The organism is Peribacillus sp. N1, assembly GCF_054600815.1.
The window spans coordinates 493909-517507 of sequence record NZ_BAAHZO010000002.1 but is presented as its reverse complement, the minus strand read 5'-3'; the positions used below and the strand labels follow the sequence as shown (position 1 = coordinate 517507).

Here is a 23599-nt window from a genome sequence, read left to right as displayed (position 1 = left end):
ACCTCCAATGTTTAATTGACCTATGGTCAATAATATTCAAAAAATTATATGATGTTCCTGATGATATTTTTTACATGAAAATAAGCTAGGCCTTTTACATCTTGATAAGTTAGCTCAGAATTAATATAAAAAGTTATGAATCCGTGAAGAGAAAGAAAAATCGACCATATGGATGCAGGATTCAATTTGTTGTCCGTTAGGTCTGTCAGGGACTGGATTAGCTTTTCGTATGTTTTATTAGAATCAAATTGAAGTAACTGCTGAATTTCTTTTTCCTTCGATAAAAACATGATGGAATAATGATTTTGTTGGGTTAGACCGAACTCCAAGAAGCACAATAAAATCTTTTCCATTTTTACAGAAGAATCATTTTCCGACATGATGATAGCATCGATTAAATTATTTAAAACGGAGAAATCCGTTTTTACCAAACTATAAAATATTTCCGCCTTATTATTAAAATGATAATAAATGGCTCCATGGCTGCAATCCAATGATTTAGCCAATTGCCTCATGGAGACATTAGAATACCCTAACGTTGCAAAAAGGTTTCTAGCTTCATTCAACACCATGTCCCTGGATAATTCTTTACCTGCCGATTTCCTTGGCGACATCTTGTCACCTCCTTATTAATTGACCACTGGTTAATTAGGATGATAGCTCACTGATTTCCAAATGTCAAATATTAGATTGAATAATAATTCCTGTTTTTAAAGATAAACTTTACCATTTATTGAAGCGGAATTCCCCTAGTGTTGCAAAGGGGAGCAGGACATTGCAGCGTTTTTATTTTTAACTTTAATACCCCTATATGGTATTATAAGGATATTATTGGAGCTTTGAGGGGATGGATAAATGAAAAAGAAATTCGGTATTTTGGCATCAATTTTCATAGTCTTGACGGCTTTTTTTTATTCAATAAACCGTATAAAGATAAAACAATTCCTGTAGAAGACATTTTTGAAGTGTATCCACGAGATCAGGTAATAATAAATGAAATGATGATCATAGATGGAGTTGATGAGGTCAATCCGAGTGATGTCGATTTGAATGATGAAGAGGAATTGGAAAATTTGGTAAAAAAGCAATATGAGCAAAATCAAAAGGGAGAAATAATTTTTACAGAAAAAAATCAGTGAAATCACCTGTCTGTAATGAGTAAACTAATGGTGGAGGCGGCAGTTATTGATAGTTTCGGATAGTATCTATGGGGAACACATTGTAGAGGGAGTTCTGGAAGAGCTGATAGTAAGCAAACCGGTCCAAAGATTGAAGGGGATACATCAAGGCGGGGCAAGTTATTTAGTTAATGAGAAGTGGGATGTCACACGATTTGACCATTCAATTGGTGTGATGCTTTTAATAAAAGCGCTTGGAGGTTCATTGGAGGAACAAATCGCGGGCTTGCTGCATGACGTATCCCACACTGCATTCTCACATGTAATTGATTTCGTTCTGGATTGTAAGGATGAAGATTATCATGAAAAAATATATGAACAAGTCATTATGGAATCCGAAATCCCATTTATACTGAAGGAATTTGGATATGATCGTAAAGTCATTTTTCAATCAAAATGGGAATTGCTTGAACAGCCAGCACCTGAGTTATGTGCCGATCGGGTAGATTATACGCTCCGGGATATGTATCAATATGGACATATCACAATCGAAGCCATTAAAGAATTTCTAGAACATGTAATCATAATAAATGGAAGGATGTATCTGGATAATATTGAATCGGCGGAATGGTTTGTGAAAACGTATTACAGCGAAGTTATTGATTTTTTCATGAACCCACTTAATATATATGGCTATGATATCTTGGCAAAGACCTTAAAAGTGGCTTTAGCAAAAAAACTGATCAGCCTTGATGACTTACTCGGTACAGATGAAGAAGTCATGTGCTTGTTAAGCTTCACTGAAGACCATGAAGTTCAAAACCTGTTAAAACGGATCCATGGTAATGTAAAGTTGAAAGAAGATCAAGTGGAATACGATATACATCGGAAAAATAAAATGCGCCTGATAGATCCTTCAGTTATTCAAGGAACCCAATTGGTAATATCATCCAGTTTATCGGAAAAAGTCAAGAAAATGGGAATTGAAGCCTACAAAAAAGCTTCAAAGGGCATGTATCTAAAAGTGATTTCCGATTGAATTTCGTGTCAAACCATACGGGCAGTTTTTTCTCGGGAACATCTAGGTCTCCTCCCTTAGTTGATTTAGACAATCGACATTAGGAAGGAGCTTGCTTAACGGATGCCTTATACATCTGAACCAGCACCCTTTAATAATTAAAAAACCAATGATGCTCTCAAAGTATTAACGCCATTTTCTAAATAACCCTTTAAACAGGTTAATGTATAAACCCAACCTTCTTTTTGTCCGATCATTTTGTTTATTATTTCAGGGTCGTCCTCACTCAATCCTGATTCGTTTACTTCAATGATTGTACTCGTTTTATCCATCTCTTTTAGTGTAATGGTAACAATCGTTTCTTGATCATTTCCGCCCCACGCAAACACGATTTTCCTATTTTCCTCAACTTCCATTACATTAATGACCACTTCAGCATCGTATTCGTTGTATCTCAATGTAAGTGTCCTGCCTTGTTCCCATCTTTCCGAACTCGATGAGAACCAGAAATTCCTGATTTTTTCAGGATTCACTATGGCTTCAAACACTTCATTAGCTGGCTTGATTATCTTAAATTTCGTGATTATTTGGGTATCCATACTAAAACAACTCTCTTTCGATTTGTTTTTATTGTTTTCCACTATCCCAATCTACTGATATTGACGGCAGTGTCCGTCCAGTTTCAAGCAAGCTCTTCAGGTTACTTAGAATGGCTGGCCATCCATTATTCAAGCCTTCATAGGTATTGTCATCATATACGAAATCTGTCTTCAAAAGCTCCTCATGCCTAAGAATTAACTTCACAGTCGAATCGCCCATTTTCTGTAATTCAAAAGTGACCCGTGTAGGCTGCTCGCGAGGTGTTTCGTCTCCTGCCATGATCCATGTAAACGAGAGCAGGTGCAACGGCTCGCATTTAAGTACATTACCATGATCAGTAATCCGCCCATCTTCCAGCAAATATTTAACGGCTGCCCCTTCTTGCCAGTCAGACTGTACTTGCAATCCAAAGTGATATTTCTTCGTGACTTCACCACTCGTCAAGGCTTCCCAAAGCTTCTCTGGTGTGCTTGCGATATAAATAGGATAGACAAACGTAGTTTTTTTCATAATTCTTTTTCCTCCTCGCCAAATAAGGTATCAAGATCGTAACATGACTCTATCATTGATTTTCGGCTTTCATATACAGGCGGTCAAGCAGTTTTTTGCGACAGAAATCGGCAAAGTCATTGCATTGAAGAAGATTTGAAGTGAATTGCTAATATCGGATTCTCCGTGACATAAAAGGGCCATATGGAAACTTCTTGATTTCCAATCGTTTTCAAGCTACGATAAATGAGGAAAATGATAATCCGCCCGGGCGGAAGAGGTTCTAGCTACCCTCTCAAAAAAACTAAGGAGAACAGTGCTCTTTCTTAGGGTGCTGTTTTTTCTGTATAAGGAGAATTAAGAAATGTTAAGAATTTTATTGTATTTAGTATCCATAATCACGGCGAATGTGGTTACAGCAGCTTTTGCGCCATTACATTTTGGCATGTTCATCATCCCGATGGGGACATTGCTCATCGGGGGAACCTTCATCTTCCGAGATCTGGTCCAGAATAAATTCGGCCGCGCGAAGACCTATATATGTATCGTCACTGCACTTATTCTATCTGCATGTGTATCATTTTTATTAGGGGATACGTTACTGATTGTATTTGCTTCCGCATTATCGTTTGTGGTCGCAGAAACGGCGGACACGGAAATTTATACCCGTTTAAAGCTTCCGATGAGTTGGAGGGTGTTTTACAGCGGGATCGTTGGAGGATTTTTCGATTCGGTGATATTTGTCGTGATTGGCCTAAGTCCACTGGGTGCCAATATATTGCCATGGGAAGCAGTACCCGCTGCGGTCATCGGGCAAATCATCGTTAAAACCATCATACAGTCAATTGGTGCCGTACTGTTGGGACGAATCAACGTAGAACTGGAGAAACGTGTAGTCTCCAGTTAAATGCCAGGAGGGGTGCACTCGATGGAAGGAACCAAAAAGGAAGAAGATAAATGCTATTGCCTCGAGGCCTTTCGTGAAAAATATGGCCCCCATGTTCAAGGGGAATGCATGAAGCTCTCCTGCGCCAATTATCGCAAGCATAAAGGAATTGACAAAAAAGGACCAAAATAGGTCCTTTTTTTGCGCGTTAACGGAGTAACTCGCGAGTAAACGTGAAAAACTCACGATTAAATAGTGCGAACTAAGTGTGCAGTACGAATTCACGAGTAAAAGTGCAAAATTCACGAGTAAACAGTCCAAACTCACGAGTAAAAGTGCGAAACTCACGAGTAAACAGCGCAAATTCACGAGTAAACAGTGCGAACACAAGAGTGCCGCATGAATTCACGAGTAAACATCAAAAAAAGCTTCCTGCACCGTTCCATTAATGGGGCTAGGAAGCTTTGTATTTTGTTTAGAATTGCTCTGTGGTTTTCCGAACTAATTTTTCGAGGAAGAAAAAGCATTCTCGCTTCCGTTCAAGTTCGGTTTGTCCATTTTCGGTGACATGATAATATTTCCTGCGGCCTGACTCGGACTCTTTCCAATGGCCTTTTATGAATTCTTTTTTTTCTAACCGTTTCAGGGCGGAGTAGAGGGTGCCTTCACTTATTTGATATTTGCCCATGCTCATTTCCTTCAAAATTTTCGTGATTTCATAGCCGTATAGCTTTTTTTGTGAAAGAAGTGAAAGCAAAAGGAGGTCAATGCTTCCCTTCATTAATTCTTTATCCAAATAAATTCTCCTCCTTTTCATTTCTAAAGTGTAATACGTTGTACATCGTATCACAAGGTGCATTTTACTTTTCTAAAAAAAAATGGTTAAATGACGATTGCTAAATAAATTTAATCATAGTAAAATGTGCTTCGGAACGGATGAGTTGTGAAGAGTGTGGTAAGGATACTATATACATGATTTAATTGTTTTAATGAAAATACGGAATAGGATAGAAGAATCACTACTCAAGGGGTATTAATTGATTTTTTTTCAAAAATCATTTAGATTCTATTTATCAACAAGAGCAAAGAAAGAAGGTCCTAGATAGATGAAAGTGAAAGCACCAGAGCCATTCACATATATTGGTGGAAAGAGAGCTGTTCTTTTACTTCACGGGTTTACCGGAAGTACAGGAGATATGAAGAAATTAGGGAAATACTTGAATGATCTTGACTATACTTGCCACGGACCTCTTTATAGAGGGCATGGAGTGTCTGGTGAGGAACTCGTTAAGACTGGTCCAAAGGAATGGTGGGAAGATGTAGTTAATGGCTATAAATTCCTTAAAGAAGAAGGCTATGAAGAAATTGCTGTTGTAGGAATTTCCTTAGGAGGAGTTTTCTCATTAAAAGTGGGAATTGAATTGCCTGTAAAAGGCGTAGTTTCAATGTGCGCTCCGACGCAAGGGAAAAGTATCGATCGACAAAAGAACCGCTTGCTCAATTATGCACAGGCTTATAAGAAGTTTGAGGGCAAAAATGCAGACCAAATTGCTGCAGAAGTGAAGCTGCTGGAAGAAGAGCCTATGCCTCAACTTAAAGATGTGCTGAATATTATAAATGAGACAGGTGAAAATTTAGATTTAATCACATCACCAACGCTTGTTTTACAAGGGCGCTTGGATGATCCTGACTATACGGAGAGTGCTACAGCGATTTTCAATGAAGTCGATACGCAGCATAAACACTTGATATGGTATGAAAATTCAGGTCATATTATCACATTGGGCAAGGAACGTGAACAGGTGTATGAAGATGTATATAAGTTCTTAAATACACTGAACTGGTCGGAGTAATAAGCGAGTTGATAAATCCCCTTTAAGTAAAACTGTGTAAAGCCTTCATTCATAAGTAGGCTTTACACTATACTTGAGGGGATTTTACTTTGGCTGAAGATTTATTTGTAGAAAAAGACATTTAAGGCATCGTTATTGTCAATAGTTGCCAATAAAATATCGTTCACGTCGGCATTATATGTTATTTTGATTCTGTTTTTCAGCCATGCTTCGTCCTTGCCGCCCCGATTTAATTCTTTAGAATCAATCTTTCCCTCTTTAATAATCGTTTTAGGAAATGTGAAGGCATTTGTTGCTAGGTGCATATCTGCTGGGGTTACCGCTTCATATTGAGGATATAAGAACAATGAAATGGTACCACCTGGTTCCCATAGTGCGAGTGATACTTTTTGAATATCTTTGACTTTTTCTTTTCTTAATTCCGATAATAAAAAATCGATCGAGATTCGGGCCCGTGCCAAGCTTTTGTAAATGATTTGTCCATTTTCGATAAGTGGAAAGGGGGCGGAGTCAAAAAACCTTCGGAGTTTACCCCACTTAAGACCCGTAAACACACTAATTATATATAAAATCACTAACACAAAGGTCGTAATCATTGAGCCCTTCAAACCTAACTGTTCATCTGACAAAGGGTGGGCAAGAATGTTTCCAATAATTAATGCCATTATGAAATCAAGTAATCTTAACTGGGAAATGGACCGTTGCCCCATCAATTTAACTGAAAAAAGTAAGAAGAAGAAGGATATAATGGCTCTTAAAGTCCACTGGATTGCAGTAAGAGTTTCCTGGCTATTAAAAAAGTCCACAAAAAATTCACGTCCTTATTTCCTTTAAAGGAGATGTAATGGTCAGTAGGATGAATTGAAACAACTGGGAGCGTATTTAAGACATCTTTAGATGGGGCCGTTTATAGTTTAAGCCACCTCCTTCTTAAGTATTACCCAACCTCGGTCCTTCTGAGACTTTCTTAAATGTTTTCAAAAAATTTATATTAATATAACAACTTTAAAACGTATTGTAATTAAAAATAAACTGATTTAAAATGATATCTTTCCTAAGAAATTTATTTAAAAAATATCCTTGTATAATATCAGTGACGATGGTCTGATAGTTTCTACCTGGCAGCCGTAATGCCGGACTACAAGGAAGTATGAATATAGAAGAGATGGACAAGTTCATGTTGGTTCGCTTGTGATCCATATAACATGTTTGAATGGATGCTCTTACTTTTTCACACTTTCTTCCAGCGGCTGAAGGTGTAAAAAGGTGAGGGCTTTTTATATAAAAAAAACGAATGGGAAATGATATAGCCAAAGGGGATGAAAGCATGTATTTCTTATTGAATATATTAGGTGTTTTAGTTGTAATGGGCATCGTTTACCTTTGTTCACCTAATAAAAGGAACGTTAAGTGGAAAGCCATTCTTACCTTGCTGGTTCTAGAATTGCTTATCACATGGTTCATGTTATCGACAAAAATTGGGGCGTGGGTCATTAATCTGATCGCTTCATTCTTCACCTGGTTGATTGAATGTGCGAATGAAGGGATTTCTTTTGTCTTTCCTTCACTTATGGCAAATGAACAAGTGGATTTCTTTTTCAGCGCATTGATGCCAATTATCTTCATTATCACGTTTTTTGATGTTTTATCGTATTTCGGTATTCTTACCTGGATCATTGATAAAGTGGGATGGCTCATCTCAAAAGTATCCGGATTGCCAAAACTTGAGAGTTTCTTTTCGATTCAGATGATGTTCCTAGGAAATACTGAGGCACTTGCCGTACTCCGCCTTCAGCTCAGTGCGATTAAGGATCAGCGTCTTTTGACATTTGGAATCATGAGCATGAGCAGCATCAGCGGTTCAATCATTGGAGCCTACCTGTCCATGGTACCGGCAACCTATGTTTTTGTAGCGATACCTTTGAATTGCTTAAATGCCCTGCTGATAGCTAACATGCTGAATCCTGTCGATGTCAGTAAAGAAGAAGACGTCGTTTATGTACCTTCCAAGGAGGAACGTAAAGATTTCTTTTCCACCATTTCCAACAGTATGCTGGTTGGGGCCAAAATGGTCTTCGTTATCATGGCAATGGTTATCGGCTATGTGGCGTTAACGGCCAGCGTAAACGGCATTTTCGGTTTCTTCGTGGATGGATTGACCATTCAAAAGATTTTCTCTGTCATTTTTAGTCCATTTGCATTCTTGCTTGGATTATCTGGACATGATGCCATGTATGTTGCTCAATTGATGGGAATCAAGCTTGCCACAAATGAGTTCGTTGCCTTGCTCGATTTAAAAGATAAAGTCAGTACACTGCCTCCGCATACAGTTGCTGTGGCTGTCACTTATCTGACGTCATTTGCCAACTTCAGTACAGTGGGCATGATTTATGGAACATTCAATTCCATTCTCAATGATGAGAAATCGAACATTATCGGAAGGAATGTTTGGAAGCTGCTGGTTAGCGGGATGGCTGTTTCCTTGCTAAGTGCCATGGTCGTTGGATTATTCGTTTGGTGATTTAACACATTGGCATCCATTTTTATGAATGGGTGCCCTCTTTTATATGAAAAAAGCTGTGCAGGTTTTCCCTTGCACAGCTTTTTCGTTTATTTCGTCAAATAGTTTTCCGTATAATATGGTTTATCTTCCTCATCGAAGGCAACTCCGACACCGAGCGATTCAAAATCCTTCTGTAATTTGTTTTCCCTGTGTCCAATGGAATTCATTAGGCCTTCATGGGCAAAGATACTGCTATTCTGACCGGCAGCCAGGTTTTCCCCAGCCATTCGAAAATTGATTTTGTCATCTTCCATCCGGTCAAAAGGGGATTCTCCTTCAAGGTTTGTATGGTTGAAGTATTGATTCACGGCCATATCTGAACTATGATCCTGTGCTGTGACCTTCACTTGTTTATCCCATGAAAGCACTGAGAGCTCATGATTGACCCGTGAGGCATTGGTCAAATCGAATAATTGATATTCAAAGCCCTTCTTTAATCCGGGACCGGCTTCTGCAAAATAGCCGCTCTTTTGCTTTTCGAGTTTTGCGTCGATGATTTGGATTGCCGTGACTGTATTTTTCTCATGTTTGTCATAAAAAATGGTCACATAGCTATTATCCATTTCAAACATATCGTATTCGCCGCTGTCACTTCGAATTTGGTAATAGACGTTTCCTTTAAGCAGTTTTGTTACAGGCTCCCCCATTTTCCCAGTCACGGTTTCTTTGGGGGTGCCGCGTTTAATGCCCTCCTTTGAGGAAATCAAATCTTGGTTCGTATATAAACCAACAACTTTATTGGTGTTATCATAGGCAACCATGAAGAAATTTTGATAATTTTGGTGATAGGCGAACCAGTCCACGCCATATTCATTTCGCGTATTCCGTTTTGCTTTACCAGCCAATTTTTCTACATCATCCTTCGTATCGCCAATTTCGATATTACGGACTGAGAAGGATGCATCGGCAGGTGCTTCCAGTGCTGGTTTTTTCACTTTTTCCGTTTCCTGCAATTCTTTTTCAGAAGCGGTATCCAATGTTTCCGACAGCGAGCCAATCAGGCTGCTGACTCCAGTACTCAGTTTTTCCAAAGCGGTTGAAACCTCGGGCCCGTTTATAATGGAACGAACATCTGAAGCAAAGGCACTAACCCCTGCTTTGAATCCAGACTCCTGAATATCTTTACCATATCCATACCATAATCCAGAGAGTAGGAGTATGAGGACCACAATATTAAACAATTTCCGCAAATCGATCACTCCTGCTCTATCCAGGATTTAAATCCCGTTTAATGAAAGATCATCGGCACAAAACTTAAGACAGCTGGGGCACATAACAAAAATAGTGAACACAGAATGAGTATTTGTGAGGCTGTTTTTGGAAGCTTTTCCTTCCCTTTTCCCGAGTACCAGCCACTGAACTGAAGTTTATTTCTATACCAGACGAATAATAAAATCAGTATCGCAATCGATCCTAGCCAGCCATACTGATTCACTCCTATGTTTATATATATGCCGTTTACAATGCTCGAAATGATTGTGCCGGCTATCCCGAATATTAATATGATGCGTATCAATTCTAATAAGACCCTCATATGTCACTCCTTGGTTTCACCATTATACTTCTTCGATTAAAAAATAAAAACTTTAAATGATGTGATATTACATATTATACCAAAAAGAAGGAGGGGGATAAAACAGGTGCATCTTACGATGGGGAATTTATGGGAATATGGGGCTAGCTTTAATTATTGGTTAAACCAGGAGAATTCTTTATAAACAAAAAAGGATTAGCAACCTCAAGCTAATCCTTTTTGTTTAAGATTACTTTAATTGATCATTCAATACACTTTCCTCTAGAACGGAAAACTTATCACCATACACCCTGGTTATGTGGTTTTCCCCCCACGTACATAGTGCGGATAGGATGCTTTCCAGGCTTTGTCCATACTCACTTAATTCATATTCCACTTTTGGGGGGACCTGGTTATAAACGATCCGATTGATGACACCGTCCTGTTCCAACTCCCGCAATTGTTGAGTCAGCATTTTTTGGGTGATGTTTGGCATTAGGCGCTTCAATTCACTAGTCCGCTTTTTTCCGTGAGTCAGATGGCAGAGGATTACGCATTTCCACTTCCCGCCCAGTACTTCCAGTGTTGCTTCAACGGATATATTGTACTTCTTTTTTTGCATGTTTTGTATACTCTCCTTATTTTATAGGAACTTTAAGGTACCTATATTACTTTAAAGTACGTACTGTTTTTTATTTGTATTATATCTCATAATAACATTTGCACACCGAATTCCACTGTACCATTTATAAAAAAAGTTGCTTAGGCAATTTCAATGATAGTACAAAACAACAAGAAGGAGAAGAGGATATGATTTCAAATAAAAATAGAAGTACATGGGCATTGCTCGCTTTAGCGATCAGCGCCTTTGCAATTGGAACAACCGAGTTCATCAGCGTGGGATTATTACCGCTCATTTCTAAAGATTTACACATTACAGTCACGACGGCGGGGTTGACGGTATCTCTATACGCCTTGGGGGTCATGTTCGGGGCACCTATCCTTACATCCCTTACATCGAATATGTCGAGAAAGACCTTATTGCTTTGGATCATGGTCGTGTTCATTGCCGGAAATGCATTGGCGGCTTCTGCGACCACGATCAGTGTATTATTGATCGCACGTGTCATTTCAGCGCTTGCACATGGTATTTTCATGTCGATCGGCGCTACGATTGCGGCTGATTTGGTCCCTGAAAACCGCAGGGCGAGTGCCATCGCCATCATGTTCACAGGTCTAACGGTGGCAACGGTGACCGGAGTTCCGTTTGGAACGTTCATCGGGCAGCAATTCGGCTGGAGATTCGCTTTCATCATCATTGTGGCAATCGGCCTGATAGCTTTCATCGGAAATGGCATCCTTGTCCCATCCGATTTAAGAAAAGCTGCACGGACGACGTTCCGTGACCAAATCAAATTGGTGACGAATGGACGTTTGCTGTTAGTATTCATCATTACAGCGTTAGGATACGGAGGTACATTCGTTGTCTTCACGTACCTGTCGCCATTACTTCAGGAAGTAACAGGGTTTAAAGAAGGAACTGTAGCCTTGATTTTGCTAGTATATGGAGTAGCCATAGCGATAGGGAATACTCTCGGCGGGAAATTGGCCAATCGCAATCCTATTAATGCCCTATTCTATATGTTTCTTATACAAGCCATTGTACTGGTGGTCTTGACCTTCACGGCACCGTTTAAGATAGCTGGTTTAATTACGATCATTTTAATGGGATTGTTTGCATTCATGAATGTTCCAGGGCTTCAAGTCTATGTCGTCATGTTAGCGGAGCGTTTCGTGCCGAGTGCAGTGGACGTGGCGTCAGCCATCAATATTGCCGCCTTCAATGCGGGAATCGCCATTGGTGCCTACTTAGGAGGGGTGATTACCGATTCGATCGGACTGATCCATACAGCGTGGATAGGTGGAGTCATGGTGTTTGCAGCAGTGATTTTAACAGGCTTGAGTCGGGCCTTGGAAAGTAAAGACCGTACCAAGGGAACGGACAAAATAGCATAGGAATGAAAAAGTGATGCATGTTAGAAAAAGCATGCTATGCGTTTAGAGTATCAATAACCAAGTATCATTGCATCCCTTCAGCGAATGATGGAAGGTTCCTTGAAGGGATGTAATGATACTGATACTTAAACGCATTACAATCTTAAAAAACAATGAAGAGAAAATTTGGAGGTAGAGTATAATGGTGAAAAATTTACAAGATACAACTACGTTGCATAATGGAGTTAAAATGCCTTGGTTCGGATTGGGCGTATTTAAGGTGGAAGAAGGACCGGAGCTGGTAAATGCAGTTAAAGTGGCCATTAAACATGGTTATCGCAGCATCGATACGGCTGCCATTTATGAAAATGAAGAAGGGGTTGGACAAGGGATTCGTGAGGGATTGAAAGAAGCTGGAATCTCGAGGGAAGAATTATTCGTAACATCAAAAGTCTGGAATGCTGATTTGGGATATGAATCAACAATCGCGGCTTACGAAAAAAGCTTAAAGAAACTTGGCTTGGAGTACTTGGATTTATATCTTATCCATTGGCCAGTGGAAGGGAAATATAAAGAAGCTTGGAGAGCGTTAGAAACTTTATATAAAGAAGGAAAAGTAAAGGCGATCGGTGTGAGCAATTTCCAAATTCACCATCTAAAAGATTTGATGGAAGATGCAGAAGTGAAGCCGATGGTCAATCAAGTGGAATGCCATCCGCGTTTAACTCAAAAAGAAGTTCAGGCATTTTGTAAGGAACAAGGAATACAACTTGAAGCATGGTCTCCTTTGATGCAAGGTGAACTGCTGGATAATGAAGTATTACAAGCAATTGCGACCAACCATGGCAAGTCTGTTGCACAAGTCATTTTACGCTGGGATTTACAAAATGGGATTGTAACGATTCCAAAATCAACTAAAGAACATCGTATTGTCGAAAACTCAACTGTATTCGATTTCGAATTGACAGAAGAGGAAATGAACCAAATTGATGGATTGAATCAGAATCACCGTGTTGGTCCAGATCCTGATAATTTCGACTTTTAATTAAGTATGAAGGAGAGGGACGGGATATCCGTCTTTCTCTTTTTTTATGGATTTCTGCATCGGAATTTACAATGACAGCTTCGGGAATCTGATTAGTTGACACAGTATTACTGGGATGATATAAATGCATGTGCATGCATTATATAAAAAAGGAGATAAAAAATTATGAATGATTTATTTTCACCTTATCGCATAAAAGAACTTGAACTGAAAAATAGGATCGTCATGCCGCCGATGTGCCAATACTCCGTCGAAGCGGAAGATGGTATACCAACGAATTGGCACCATCAGCATTATGTAAGCAGGGCAGTTGGCGGTACGGGGTTAATTATAGTTGAAATGACCGATGTGGAGCCTGATGGGCGCATTTCGAATCGCGATCTTGGATTATGGTCCGACGATCAAATTGGGGCTTTCTCCAACATCGTTAAGGAAGTTCATCAATACGGTGCAAAAATCGGAATACAAATTGCCCATGCAGGCCGTAAAGCGGAGGATGCGGAAACGCCGGTGGCACCATCAGCCATTGCGTTTGATGAAACGTACAAAACACCAAGAGCTTTAGAAACGGAAGAAGTGAAGGAAATGGTCGATAAATTCCGGGCATCGGCCAGAAGGGCAGTTACAGCAGGATTTGACGTAATCGAATTACATGGTGCACACGGGTATTTAATCCACCAATTCACATCACCGCTTACGAATAAACGTGATGATGAATATGGAAGAGACCTGACAAAATTCGGAGTGGAAGTCATTAAAGCAGTGAAAAGCGAAATGCCTGCCGACATGCCTTTAATCATGCGCATTTCTGCAAAAGAATACGTTGAAGGCGGATATGGTATTGAAGAAAGCATTGCATTTTCACAAGTCTTTAAAGAAGCAGGCGTCGATATGTTCCATGTGAGCTCTGGAGGAGAAGGCCCGATTGGAGCAGACGGAAGGCCTGGTACCCATGCCAGCTATCAAACTCCGTTGGCCAGGGAAATCAAAAAAGCTTTGGATATTCCGGTGATTGCCGTAGGTAGATTAGATGATCCGATTCTTGCAAATTCAATCATAGGTAATGAAGAAGCGGATTTGGTTGCCGTCGGCAGAGGAATGCTGCGAAACCCTTATTGGGCATTGGAAGCATCTAAAGCTTTGAATAAAAAAACGGAGATCCCTGAACAATATCAACTGGGATTCAAGCATTAATACGAATTCATGCTTTAAAACGCCGGCGAATAATATATTCGCCGGCGTTTTTACAGTCAGGCTTGAGGGAATTTTCATCAGGAAATCGATTACGTGATGTTTAACTGGAAATTTTGCTATAATGAAAAAGATAAATCAAACGATAATTCGAGGTGCTAATTATGGAAGAAATCAAAATCATTACAACTGAAGAAGTGGAAGCTAAGCTTGAGGCAGGAGAAGCGATGGAACTTGTCGATGTTCGTGAAGACGAAGAAGTGCAAGAGGGAATGATCGAAGGCGCTAAACATATTCGCATGAATGATATCCCGGCAAACCTTGACTATTTTGATAAAGAAAAAGAATATATTTTTATCTGCCGTTCAGGACGCCGAAGTGAAAATGTATGCCATTATCTTCAGGAACAAGGATATAAAGTGGCAAACATGGTTGGCGGAATGCTTGAATGGGACGGCGAAGTCATCGTTAAGTGAGGTTCCTCAAAAAGACCTGTTACTTTTGTAAGCGTAAATCCAGGAATGTGACGGTTTATTTGAATGAAGAAAGAAAAAAGATCATGGTTTGTTCACAGTGCCGTGAATATGCAGAAAGACGCGCATATTTGAAGGCGTAAAAAAAGAGACCTTTCATCATGAAAGGTCTCTTTTTTCTGTATGGACCTCTTCTAACTGGAATGTATAAATTATATGTTAAAATTAGGGGGTTAAAATCAGAAAATATAGAAAAAGGAGAGTTGAAGCATGAATGTTCATAAAATAGCGGTCATTGCGGGTGACGGGATAGGCCCTGAGGTGATTGATGAGGGTGTAAAGGTCCTTAAAGAAGTAGCTGCAATTGCCGGGGAGTTTTCTTTCCAGTTCACCTATTTTCCATGGGGCTGTGAATATTATCTTGAGCACGGTAAAATGCTTCCCGACGACGGACTTGAACAACTGATGAAGTTTGACGCTGTGTATCTTGGGGCGGTCGGTTATCCTGGTGTCCCGGACCATATTTCTTTACGTGAACTTCTGCTGAAAATCAGAAAGGGATTTGATCAATATGTGAATGTTCGACCCGTTAAATTGCTTCAAGGTGCACCCTGTCCATTAAAAGACGTGACTCGTGACCAAATCGATATGGTTGTCATCCGTGAAAACAGTGAAGGGGAATATTCCGGTGCCGGTGATTGGCTTTTTAAAGGCAAGCCGGAAGAAGTCGTCCTGCAGACGGGGGTCTTTTCAAGAAAAGGGACGGAGAGGATCATCCGTTATGCGTATGAACTTGCGCGTAAGACGGGCAGGACGCTAACGAGTATAAGCAAGGCGAACGCTTTGAATTATTCAATGGTTTTTTGGGATCAGGTTTTTGAAGAAATTGGACAGGAGTTTCCGGATGTAGAAACGAATTCCTATTTGGTGGATGCTGCAAGCATGTATTTTGTCAAGCAGCCCGAACGGTTTCAAATCGTTGTCACCTCCAATTTGTTTGGTGACATCATCACGGATTTAGGTGCTGCCATTGCAGGCGGGATGGGACTGGCGGCCGGTGCCAATTTAAACCCGGAACGGATTTATCCTTCGATGTTCGAACCGATCCATGGTTCAGCCCCGGATATAGCACATCAAGGCATTGCCAATCCACTTGCGGCCATATGGTCCGCCAGTCAGATTCTCGATTTCTTTGGGCATGAGGTTTGGGGTGCTAAAGTGTTGGACGTGATTGAACAGGTGATGGTTGATAAAAAGGCGCTCACCCCTGATATGGGAGGGACAGCTTCTACAGGAGAAGTCGGGGATGAAGTGGTTGCATTAATATCCGCTTTACAAACAAATCAAGTATAATATTTTTGAAAAATGGGCATCCTGCACAATAACTATCATTATAGTAAAAGGGCGGGGAGAGCCGATGATACAAGTCAAATTATTTGATTATGAGCATGAAAAGGATCTTGAGGATGAAATGAACTTTTTCCTTGAAGACATTCGTGATAATCAAATAGTCGATATCAAATACAATGTCGCCACTACAGGTGAAGAGGAAGAGGAACAGATCTACTGTTTTAGTGCGATGATCATCTATAAAAAAAAATAAAGGCCGGCTGGCCTATATTCAACATTAGACTACCTATTGCTTGCTGGCAGGCAATAGGTAGTCTTTTTTTATGGAAATCAGAATTTTGACTTCCTCGGAAGAGAGCATATACGATGTGGAAATTAGGACGATGTCGCTTCCCCGCCGTTGACATGAAGTGTTTGTCCTGTCACAAAACGGGAATCATCAGAAGCGAGATAGACAAAGGTGGGAGCCAGTTCAAATGGCTGGCCTTGACGCTCCATCGGGTTATCGACTTGTGTCACTTCGTCTGCCGAGAAACTTGCCGGGATGAGGGGTGTCCAAAACCTTCCGGGTGCAACGGCGTTCACCCGGATGCCTTGATCGACAAGACTGTTTGCCAAGGCACGGGTAAAGCCAATGTTGGCCCCTTTAGTCGCCGTGTAATCAATTAATTGCTTATTCCCATTAAACGTCACGGCAGAAGATGTATTAATGATGGAGGACCCAGCTTTTAAATGGGGAAGGGCAGCACGGGTCGTGTAGAAGTGGGAATAGATATTCACCTTAAAGGTATCATCGAATTGCTCATCCGTAATATCAAGCAAGCTTAATTGTTGAAATTGAATACCCACGTGGTTACAAAGAATATTGAGCTTTCCAAATGTTTCGATGGTGTCTTCCACGATCTTGATGCATTGCTGTTTATCCCTTAAGTCACCAGGCAGAAGTAAGCAACGTTGTCCAAGCTCTTCAATTCTCGTTTTAGTCCGATTGGCATCCTCATGTTCATCCAGATAAGCGATGGAAACATCTGCGCCTTCTTTAGCAAAAGCGATGGCAGCCGCAGCGCCAATTCCACTGTCTCCGCCAGTTATCAATGCGACACTGCCTGTTAATTTTCCACTGCCCTTATAATTGGGATTTTCGATGATGGGCCGTGGCACCATTAATTTTTCTACACCAGGCTGGCGAAATTGGCGTTGCTCCGGAACCGTGATGGGGACGTCTTGATAACGAGTGATTTTTCCATAATTCGGATGCATGGGATAGCCTTCACATGATGATTTCTTTTTCTTATCTTCTGCCATGAGGAGTCCTCCTAAAAAAGAATTTAGTCGGATTACTCTATGACGATCAGGTATATGCCGTGCATGAAGAACATGTATGGGGACGGGCTCGTTGCCGTACAGCTCGAATATGCTGAAGTGTAGAAAAAAAGTTTTTGGAGGCCTCAATATGCCATATTATTATAGCGAAGAAGTGAAATTGTTATTGGTCGATCAATCTGATGAAAAAGTGGAGTTATTATATGATTCCAACCCAAATACCTTTGAATTGCCGCTGATAGGACCAAGACCGCCATATTATTATAACCCGCGCTATGTGCCGTTTTATCCCGTGATTTAAGGTCAACGTACTAGGGGGAATGCATGAAGAAAGGAGTTTGCTGAAATGGGCTGCCTTGGTCTTTCGATGAGTGGACTAAAAGCAGCCTCAATTCGATTCAACTAAGTTCCGGATCATAACAGATGTCATTAAGAAAAACTGATTATATTTATCTATGAATTTTACAAACACGGAGATAATAGGTAAAGTTATACATAATACATAGAGCGGACTGGTGTATTTAAAGGAGAGATCCATTTTGGATAACAATATGAAACAACTAATAGAAAATCTACAGCAATCGGATGGTGGACATATCTTATACTGTTTTAATGAATTGGAAGCCTACATTGAAAATGAGGCAACTTTCATCATTGCCGGTGTTCAACAGGGAGACCATATTCTGGTCGTCGAAAATGACCGTATCTTTCCTTTTGTGTACAAGAAATTGCAGCTTCATTTAAATGAGGAGCAATTGGAGCAAGTGCATCTTATGAACAATTTTGATTTTTATTGTTTTCATGGAAACTTCCATCCTTCGACGATGGTTAATTATTTCTTGGAAAATATCGTTACATATACTGAACGCAATCAGCACGTGCGGACTTGGGGCCATGTTGAATGGGGCCATGACGATCAAGCCACCTTAGCAATAGGAGAATATGAAAAAGGAATCGACAAATTGATCAAGGAACGAGGATTGATTTCTGTTTGTGCGTACGATGACTGCAGAGTGCCTGCCGAGCTTAAAATAAACTTGATCAAGCATCATGGGGTCCTGATAACCGATGAAAAAATCACGATTTTAGCAAACGGATAGAATGGAAGGGGCGAGTTATTTGGAAAGTTTTACTGAACGGGTAATTAATATCATACAACAAATCCCATCCGGTAAAGTGATGACATATGGTCAAATTGGACAGCTCGCCGGAAGTCCGCGCGGTGCAAGGCAGGTCGTAAGGATCCTTCATTCAAGCAGCAAAAAGCATGACCTTCCTTGGCACCGGGTAATCAATGCCAAAGGAGAAATCGGCATAAAAGCGGAGGGAGCCGCAGAACACCAGAAGGCGATGCTCGAGAGTGAAGGCGTCACTTTCACGAAACGGAATACCATTGATCTTGAAGCCTTTCGCCATCATCCAGAAATATTTTAAACGAAAAGCCGGATAATAGAGGCGTCGCGGGTACGGCCCAAAAAAGTACGGTGAAGACCCAAATAACCGCATCTTCGCCTGAATCAAAGCCCAACAAACACCGAATGGATGTATAGGCTTACGAAATCGCAGTAAAAGAGGCTGATCCAAGCGGATCAGCCTCTTTTACGAATTATGAACGGGCATACATGGCAGCATTCATTCCGGCGAGTCTTCCGGTTACTAATGCCGATGTGATATTATAGCCGCCTGTGTATCCGTGTATATCCAGAATTTCACCGCAGAAATACAGTCCGTCCATTAGTTTGGATGCCATTTCCTTTGGATGTATTTCTTTGACGGATACGCCGCCGCCCGTGACGAAGGCTTTTTCCAGCGGCTGGGTGCCGTGCACTCCGAATTGGAAGTCCTTGCATAATTCTGCAAAGCGGCGGATTTTTTCATTTGATATCGTCGCTCCTTGTTCTTGAAGGTCGATGCCGCTTCGCTCAAGCAGGAAGTGAAGGTATCGTTCAGGAACTAAGCCTTTTAAGGTGTTTTTAATGGCTTTTTTCGGTTCGGCCTTGATTTCCTTCATGATATCTTGAAAAACCTCTTCCTTGTTTCGGTCCGGCAGGGCATCGAGTTTCATAGTCACTTCCGACAGGTTCCATTTTTTCATCGCTTTCACGACGAATTGGCTACATCTTAGAACAGCTGGACCGGAGACGCCAAAATGGGTGAAGAGCATATCCATTCGGTGTGTAATCAGGGCCTTGCCCTTTGGGTTAAGGACACTCAATGAAACATCGCGAAGTGCGAGACCTTGAAGTGTTCGATTTTTAATGAATGTTTCATTGCTAAGTACGGGAACTTCAGTTGGGAAAAGCTCGGTAATAGTATGTCCCGCCTTTTTAGCCCATGCGTAGCCGTCTCCCGTTGAACCGGTGTGGGGAACTGATTTTCCGCCGACTGCAATCACGACTGCATCCGTGTCAATGGTCTGGCCATCTTTTAACTGGACACCGCTGGTTTTTCCATGTTCATAGAGAACTTCCGCAACTGGGGAGTTCTTATAGATCGTTACTTTTAAATTCGACAGGCGCGTCAGAAGGGCATCCACGACACTTTGCGCTTTATCGTTGACAGGGAACATCCGGCCATGGTCCTCTTCTTTAAGAGCCACGCCCAATTTTTCAAAGAATTGAATAATGTCTTCATTATTGAACTCTGAGAATGCACTGTATAGAAATCGCCCGTTTCCAGGGATATGCTGAATGATTTCATCGATTGAGAGCCTGTTCGTCACGTTGCAGCGTCCGCCGCCCGAGATTGCAAGTTTCCTGCCAAGCTTCTCGCCTTTGTCCACTAACAAGACATGGGCACCTTTTTCCCCGGCTGCAATTGCTGCCATCAATCCGGAAGGACCGCCGCCAATTACCACTACATCATATTTCAAATTGATCACCACTTTATCATTTTCAGTCCCTTCATTATATAGCAAGAGCCCGTCAGATTGCGAATGTAGAAGAAAAGGAATTATTTGTTTGTGTATTATCATCGAAAACGATAAACTTGAGTGTAGTTTTCTATAGAAAAAATTCTTTAATATGATAAGATAAAGAGCGTGTGAAACGTAACTGACAGAGGCAGGAAGGGATTAGATGTCATCTAAGTTTTTAAAAGGGGCTTTTATATTAACGCTGGGAGCGATCATTTCCAAGATACTTGGTTTATTTTACGTTATCCCATTTGAACATATGGTTGGGAATAAAGGGGCTACCCTCTATCAATATGGGTACGTTCCATATACCATTTTCATTAGTTTTGCAACGGCAGGCATGCCGCTTGCTGTTTCTAAATTCATTTCGAAGTATAATGCGCTTGAGGAATACGCAGTCGGTGAGAAGTTATTTAAATCGAGCCTGAAATTAATGGTTGTCACAGGTTTTCTCGCTTTTTTGATTCTCTATACGATGGCCCCGCTGTTTACTGGAGTCTTTGGGGTCAGGCAGGAAGATGTCAGTGATGTCACCGAGATCATACGGGCAGTCAGCTTCGCCTTGATTTTTGTACCGTTCATGAGCATCATCCGCGGCTTCTTTCAAGGTCATGAAGCGATGGAACCAACGGCCATCTCTCAGGTTATTGAACAAATTGTCCGCATCGTGTTCCTTTTGGCCGGTGTGTATGTTGTTTTGAATGTCCTGGATGGAGAGTTAGTGAGAGCCATCCAAGTAGCTACCTTCGCGGCAACGGTCGGGGCTGTCGGCGGTTTAGTGGTGTTATTTTGGTATTGGAAAAAACAAAAACCCCATTTGGACAGCTTGATGAAGAAAGACAGGGGGACGATGGAAATTTCCCTGAAGGAGATTTATAAAGAAATATTTCTTTCGTCGATTCCTTTCATATTTGTCGGAATCGCGATGCCATTGTTTCAGTTTGCGGACTTGCTGTCTTTCAATAAGGCGATGTCATCAATCGGTTTGCAGCACGTCGCAGAAGATGCCCTTGGGGTGTTGAATGTATATGCCCAGAAGCTTGTCTTGATTCCGATGACACTTGCAACCGGATTTTCAATGGCGCTTCTTCCCTCGGTGACGAAGGCATATGTAAGCGAGGATTCGGAAGAGTTAAACCGCCAGCTGAACCAAGCCTTCCAAATTTTGTTGTTCATTACGATTCCAGCTGTCGTTGGCATGTCGGTGCTAGCCGATCCAATCTATAGTGCCTTTTACAGCCATGATCCACTTGGAATCAGTGTCCTGAAGGCATATGCGCCCGTTTCCATCTTATTTGCGCTTTTTTCCGTTTCGGCGGCCATTTTACAAGGCATCAATCAGCAAAAATATACAGTGCTCAGCCTGCTTGTGGGCTTTTTAATCAAATTGAGCTTGAATATCCCGTTGATCAAGCTGTTTGAAACGGAAGGATCCGTTTATGCTACGGCATTCGGCTACTTGGCTGCCGTGCTGCTGAATTTGTATGTCATTACCTACTTTACTGGATATCGTTACGGCCTTACCATCAGAAGATCTGTTTTGATCACAGTTTTTTCAATAATAATGGGACTGGCTGCATGGGGCATGAACAGTTTATTATCGCTTTGGCTTACAACGGAAGGGCGCTTCCAGGCGATTTTGATCGTGGCCGTTTGTGCAATTTTTGGAGCGCTCATTTATGCGGCGCTTTCCTTGAAAAGCAAACTTGCCCATCGTTTGTTCGGTACCCGGATCGATCGGTTAAAAGCTAAATTAGGATTATAAGCTGGAAGTTTGATGTGTAAAATAAAGGGTATTGAATGGTGAATCCCCAGATTAAAATATATTGGCCTTGCCTGACATTTAAGTGGGCAAGGCTTTTTACTGAAAAAGGCTTTAGGAGGAAACGATGAGAATAGATAAGATTTTATCCAATATTGGTTATGGCAGCAGGAAAGAAGTGAAAAAGCTCCTGAAATCCGGCGCCGTGAAGGTCAATGACAGGCTTCTTAAGGACCCGAAGGAACAAGTGGACCCTGAAACGGAAATAGTTACGGTTCATGGTGAACGGGTTGAATACAGGGAATTCATATATTTAATGATGAATAAACCGCCAGGCGTATTGTCGGCAACGGAAGACAACTACCAAGAAACGGTCATCGACATCTTGGAGCCGGAGGATTCGGTATTCGAGCCATTTCCTGTAGGCCGTCTTGATAAGGACACAGAAGGTTTATTGCTAATAACGAATGATGGAAAGCTTGCCCACCAACTGCTTTCTCCAAAGAAACATGTCCCTAAAACATATTTTGCGGTCATTGATGGCGAAGTGACGGAACGGGATATCGAGGCATTCCGCAACGGCGTGACCTTGGATGATGGATACGAAACAAAACCAGGTGAATTGAACATTTTAAAATCAGGTCTGACATCGGATATCGAGCTAACGATCATGGAAGGAAAGTTCCATCAGGTGAAGCGGATGTTTGAGTCCGTTGGCAAACGTGTCGTCTACCTAAAGCGTCTTTCCATGGGGAGTTTACAGCTTGATGAGGAACTTGAGCTTGGTGAATACCGTGAGTTGACGGCGGAGGAGCTTGAACAGTTAAAGGCAGGCCAACCGACTGAATGATAGCTGGATACAAAAAATGAGGCGGACAATATTGTCTGCCTCAAAGTATTTTACATATCGATCTTGTTCGGGTGGTCGTTCTTTTTACGATGACATCTTCACCTTTTTACTTGTTGTCGTCCAAAGGCCACGGCTTGGGCTTTGAACAAGGTCATTGTATGCTAAGACATTTAAATCGCGCTGCACAGTTCGAGGAGTGATGCCAAATTCTTCTACAAGCTCTTGAGTAGAAACCGTACCGTTATTACTAATGAACATATAAACGGATTTAATACGGGTTAACATGCGATTTGTTGAAGGTTTCAAAAAATCACTCCTTATTCTTTTCATTGTTATTTTGAACAAATGAAAACAACCGATATGTCGGACAGCATTTCAGCTGTCACTATGTACTTGCTATACCCACCCTATAACTCCTCGGAAACATTTAGAAAAAATAAGATGTCATTAGCTTCATTCTACCCCTTTGCAAAAGCAAATTCTAGGAAAAGATACTAATTGACTAAATATTACATTTATTATATCAAATTTTAACAAAATTATTCTCTATACCTATAGAAAAATTAATAAAGAGCTGTTCCATTTGTTCATGATCATATTTTTCCAATACAGGATGCTTACTATGCATCCTGAGATGTCGCACAAATCGAACGTTG

Annotated in this window: 28 protein-coding genes and 2 riboswitches; of the genes, 17 read left to right on the top strand and 11 right to left on the bottom strand. The window is 41.0% G+C overall.

Annotated elements, in window-relative coordinates:
* Window positions 1–44: 44 nt before the first annotated feature.
* A complete protein-coding gene (locus ACYP5M_RS10960) occupies window positions 45–614 on the bottom strand; it encodes a TetR/AcrR family transcriptional regulator (protein ID WP_434167604.1) in 570 nt (189 codons plus the stop codon).
* A gap of 225 nt (window positions 615–839) precedes the next feature.
* Here ACYP5M_RS10960 and ACYP5M_RS10955 point away from each other — a divergent pair, with 225 nt between their 5' ends.
* Window positions 840–1139: a hypothetical protein gene (locus tag ACYP5M_RS10955; protein WP_434167603.1), complete on the top strand. Its 300-nt coding sequence runs from the start codon at window positions 840–842 to the stop codon at window positions 1137–1139.
* Between the two features lie 46 nt (window positions 1140–1185).
* Window positions 1186–2157: an HD domain-containing protein gene (locus ACYP5M_RS10950; protein WP_459735042.1), complete on the top strand. Its 972-nt coding sequence runs from the start codon at window positions 1186–1188 to the stop codon at window positions 2155–2157.
* A gap of 137 nt (window positions 2158–2294) precedes the next feature.
* Here ACYP5M_RS10950 and ACYP5M_RS10945 read toward each other — a convergent pair whose 3' ends face one another.
* Both ACYP5M_RS10945 and ACYP5M_RS10940 read right to left on the bottom strand, forming a co-directional pair.
* The gene (locus ACYP5M_RS10945; RefSeq protein ID WP_434167601.1) at window positions 2295–2735 is read right to left on the bottom strand and encodes an SRPBCC family protein; all 441 of its coding nucleotides are present in this window, start codon (window positions 2733–2735) and stop codon (window positions 2295–2297) included.
* 28 nt (window positions 2736–2763) lie between these two features.
* Window positions 2764–3246, bottom strand: a complete 483-nt coding sequence (locus ACYP5M_RS10940; RefSeq protein WP_459735041.1) for an SRPBCC family protein — start codon at window positions 3244–3246, stop codon at window positions 2764–2766.
* Between the two features lie 250 nt (window positions 3247–3496).
* Window positions 3497–3539, top strand: a riboswitch (PreQ1 riboswitch).
* A gap of 50 nt (window positions 3540–3589) precedes the next feature.
* Between ACYP5M_RS10940 and ACYP5M_RS10935 the strand changes: the two genes are divergently transcribed.
* Both ACYP5M_RS10935 and ACYP5M_RS10930 read left to right on the top strand, forming a co-directional pair.
* Window positions 3590–4132 carry a VUT family protein gene (locus ACYP5M_RS10935; RefSeq protein WP_048687567.1) on the top strand — a complete coding sequence of 181 codons (543 nt, stop codon included), beginning with the start codon at window positions 3590–3592 and terminating at the stop codon, window positions 4130–4132.
* A 21-nt stretch (window positions 4133–4153) separates the two neighbouring features.
* Window positions 4154–4303, top strand: a complete 150-nt coding sequence (locus ACYP5M_RS10930; RefSeq protein ID WP_157831025.1) for a hypothetical protein — start codon at window positions 4154–4156, stop codon at window positions 4301–4303.
* Between the two features lie 283 nt (window positions 4304–4586).
* Here the strand turns inward: ACYP5M_RS10930 and ACYP5M_RS10925 are convergent, their stop codons facing one another.
* The gene (locus ACYP5M_RS10925) at window positions 4587–4907 is read right to left on the bottom strand and encodes a PadR family transcriptional regulator (protein ID WP_101223047.1); all 321 of its coding nucleotides are present in this window, start codon (window positions 4905–4907) and stop codon (window positions 4587–4589) included.
* Window positions 4908–5217: 310 nt separating this feature from the next.
* Between ACYP5M_RS10925 and ACYP5M_RS10920 the strand changes: the two genes are divergently transcribed.
* Complete coding sequence (locus ACYP5M_RS10920; protein ID WP_101223046.1) at window positions 5218–5964, top strand: alpha/beta hydrolase; 747 nt, start codon at window positions 5218–5220, stop codon at window positions 5962–5964.
* Window positions 5965–6065: 101 nt separating this feature from the next.
* Here ACYP5M_RS10920 and ACYP5M_RS10915 read toward each other — a convergent pair whose 3' ends face one another.
* On the bottom strand, window positions 6066–6770 hold the full coding sequence (locus ACYP5M_RS10915) for a DUF421 domain-containing protein (protein ID WP_459735040.1): 705 nt from the start codon (window positions 6768–6770) through the stop codon (window positions 6066–6068).
* Window positions 6771–7024: 254 nt separating this feature from the next.
* Window positions 7025–7125: riboswitch (purine riboswitch) on the top strand.
* A gap of 166 nt (window positions 7126–7291) precedes the next feature.
* Between ACYP5M_RS10915 and ACYP5M_RS10910 the strand changes: the two genes are divergently transcribed.
* Complete coding sequence (locus tag ACYP5M_RS10910; RefSeq protein ID WP_101223498.1) at window positions 7292–8485, top strand: nucleoside transporter C-terminal domain-containing protein; 1194 nt, start codon at window positions 7292–7294, stop codon at window positions 8483–8485.
* Between the two features lie 89 nt (window positions 8486–8574).
* Here the strand turns inward: ACYP5M_RS10910 and ACYP5M_RS10905 are convergent, their stop codons facing one another.
* The 3 genes from ACYP5M_RS10905 to ACYP5M_RS10895 form a co-directional block, all read right to left on the bottom strand.
* Complete coding sequence (locus ACYP5M_RS10905) at window positions 8575–9726, bottom strand: CAP domain-containing protein (protein WP_459735039.1); 1152 nt, start codon at window positions 9724–9726, stop codon at window positions 8575–8577.
* A 29-nt stretch (window positions 9727–9755) separates the two neighbouring features.
* Window positions 9756–10061, bottom strand: a complete 306-nt coding sequence (locus ACYP5M_RS10900) for a hypothetical protein (protein WP_459735038.1) — start codon at window positions 10059–10061, stop codon at window positions 9756–9758.
* 229 nt (window positions 10062–10290) lie between these two features.
* A complete protein-coding gene (locus tag ACYP5M_RS10895; protein WP_063232600.1) occupies window positions 10291–10662 on the bottom strand; it encodes a winged helix-turn-helix transcriptional regulator in 372 nt (123 codons plus the stop codon).
* Window positions 10663–10850: 188 nt separating this feature from the next.
* On the opposite strand from ACYP5M_RS10895, the gene ACYP5M_RS10890 reads away from it, so the two are divergent.
* The 6 genes from ACYP5M_RS10890 to ACYP5M_RS10865 all read left to right on the top strand — a co-directional run bounded on the left by ACYP5M_RS10890 (window position 10851) and on the right by ACYP5M_RS10865 (window position 16347).
* Window positions 10851–12056 (top strand): MFS transporter, encoded by a 1206-nt coding sequence (locus ACYP5M_RS10890; RefSeq protein WP_230176687.1) that lies wholly within the window; start codon window positions 10851–10853, stop codon window positions 12054–12056.
* Window positions 12057–12237: 181 nt separating this feature from the next.
* On the top strand, window positions 12238–13080 hold the full coding sequence (locus ACYP5M_RS10885; RefSeq protein WP_427571662.1) for an aldo/keto reductase: 843 nt from the start codon (window positions 12238–12240) through the stop codon (window positions 13078–13080).
* 165 nt (window positions 13081–13245) lie between these two features.
* Window positions 13246–14274, top strand: a complete 1029-nt coding sequence (locus ACYP5M_RS10880; RefSeq protein WP_101223042.1) for an NADH:flavin oxidoreductase/NADH oxidase — start codon at window positions 13246–13248, stop codon at window positions 14272–14274.
* A 161-nt stretch (window positions 14275–14435) separates the two neighbouring features.
* A complete protein-coding gene (locus ACYP5M_RS10875; protein WP_034309364.1) occupies window positions 14436–14747 on the top strand; it encodes a rhodanese-like domain-containing protein in 312 nt (103 codons plus the stop codon).
* Window positions 14748–15014: 267 nt separating this feature from the next.
* Window positions 15015–16097 (top strand): tartrate dehydrogenase, encoded by a 1083-nt coding sequence (locus tag ACYP5M_RS10870; RefSeq protein ID WP_101223041.1) that lies wholly within the window; start codon window positions 15015–15017, stop codon window positions 16095–16097.
* 64 nt (window positions 16098–16161) lie between these two features.
* Window positions 16162–16347 (top strand): sporulation protein Cse60, encoded by a 186-nt coding sequence (locus ACYP5M_RS10865; protein WP_048682016.1) that lies wholly within the window; start codon window positions 16162–16164, stop codon window positions 16345–16347.
* Window positions 16348–16469: 122 nt separating this feature from the next.
* Here the strand turns inward: ACYP5M_RS10865 and ACYP5M_RS10860 are convergent, their stop codons facing one another.
* Window positions 16470–17399 (bottom strand): SDR family oxidoreductase, encoded by a 930-nt coding sequence (locus ACYP5M_RS10860; RefSeq protein ID WP_459735037.1) that lies wholly within the window; start codon window positions 17397–17399, stop codon window positions 16470–16472.
* A 148-nt stretch (window positions 17400–17547) separates the two neighbouring features.
* Between ACYP5M_RS10860 and ACYP5M_RS10855 the strand changes: the two genes are divergently transcribed.
* From ACYP5M_RS10855 to ACYP5M_RS10845, 3 genes are all read left to right on the top strand, one after another.
* Window positions 17548–17718, top strand: coding sequence for a hypothetical protein (locus ACYP5M_RS10855; protein WP_402939091.1), 171 nt, complete (start codon window positions 17548–17550; stop codon window positions 17716–17718).
* A 238-nt stretch (window positions 17719–17956) separates the two neighbouring features.
* A complete protein-coding gene (locus ACYP5M_RS10850) occupies window positions 17957–18517 on the top strand; it encodes an MEDS domain-containing protein (RefSeq protein WP_459735036.1) in 561 nt (186 codons plus the stop codon).
* 1 nt (window position 18518) lies between these two features.
* Window positions 18519–18851: an MGMT family protein gene (locus ACYP5M_RS10845; protein WP_101223038.1), complete on the top strand. Its 333-nt coding sequence runs from the start codon at window positions 18519–18521 to the stop codon at window positions 18849–18851.
* A gap of 172 nt (window positions 18852–19023) precedes the next feature.
* On the opposite strand, the gene ACYP5M_RS10840 is transcribed toward ACYP5M_RS10845, so the two are convergent.
* Complete coding sequence (locus ACYP5M_RS10840) at window positions 19024–20289, bottom strand: BaiN/RdsA family NAD(P)/FAD-dependent oxidoreductase (protein ID WP_260358629.1); 1266 nt, start codon at window positions 20287–20289, stop codon at window positions 19024–19026.
* Window positions 20290–20494: 205 nt separating this feature from the next.
* On the opposite strand from ACYP5M_RS10840, the gene ACYP5M_RS10835 reads away from it, so the two are divergent.
* Together ACYP5M_RS10835 and ACYP5M_RS10830 are read left to right on the top strand one after the other, a co-directional pair.
* Complete coding sequence (locus ACYP5M_RS10835; RefSeq protein WP_230176692.1) at window positions 20495–22096, top strand: putative polysaccharide biosynthesis protein; 1602 nt, start codon at window positions 20495–20497, stop codon at window positions 22094–22096.
* Window positions 22097–22220: 124 nt separating this feature from the next.
* Window positions 22221–22943, top strand: a complete 723-nt coding sequence (locus tag ACYP5M_RS10830) for a pseudouridine synthase (protein ID WP_101223035.1) — start codon at window positions 22221–22223, stop codon at window positions 22941–22943.
* Between the two features lie 84 nt (window positions 22944–23027).
* Here ACYP5M_RS10830 and ACYP5M_RS10825 read toward each other — a convergent pair whose 3' ends face one another.
* Window positions 23028–23249, bottom strand: a complete 222-nt coding sequence (locus tag ACYP5M_RS10825) for a DeoR family transcriptional regulator (RefSeq protein ID WP_034309346.1) — start codon at window positions 23247–23249, stop codon at window positions 23028–23030.
* Between the last annotated feature and the right edge of the window lie 350 nt (window positions 23250–23599).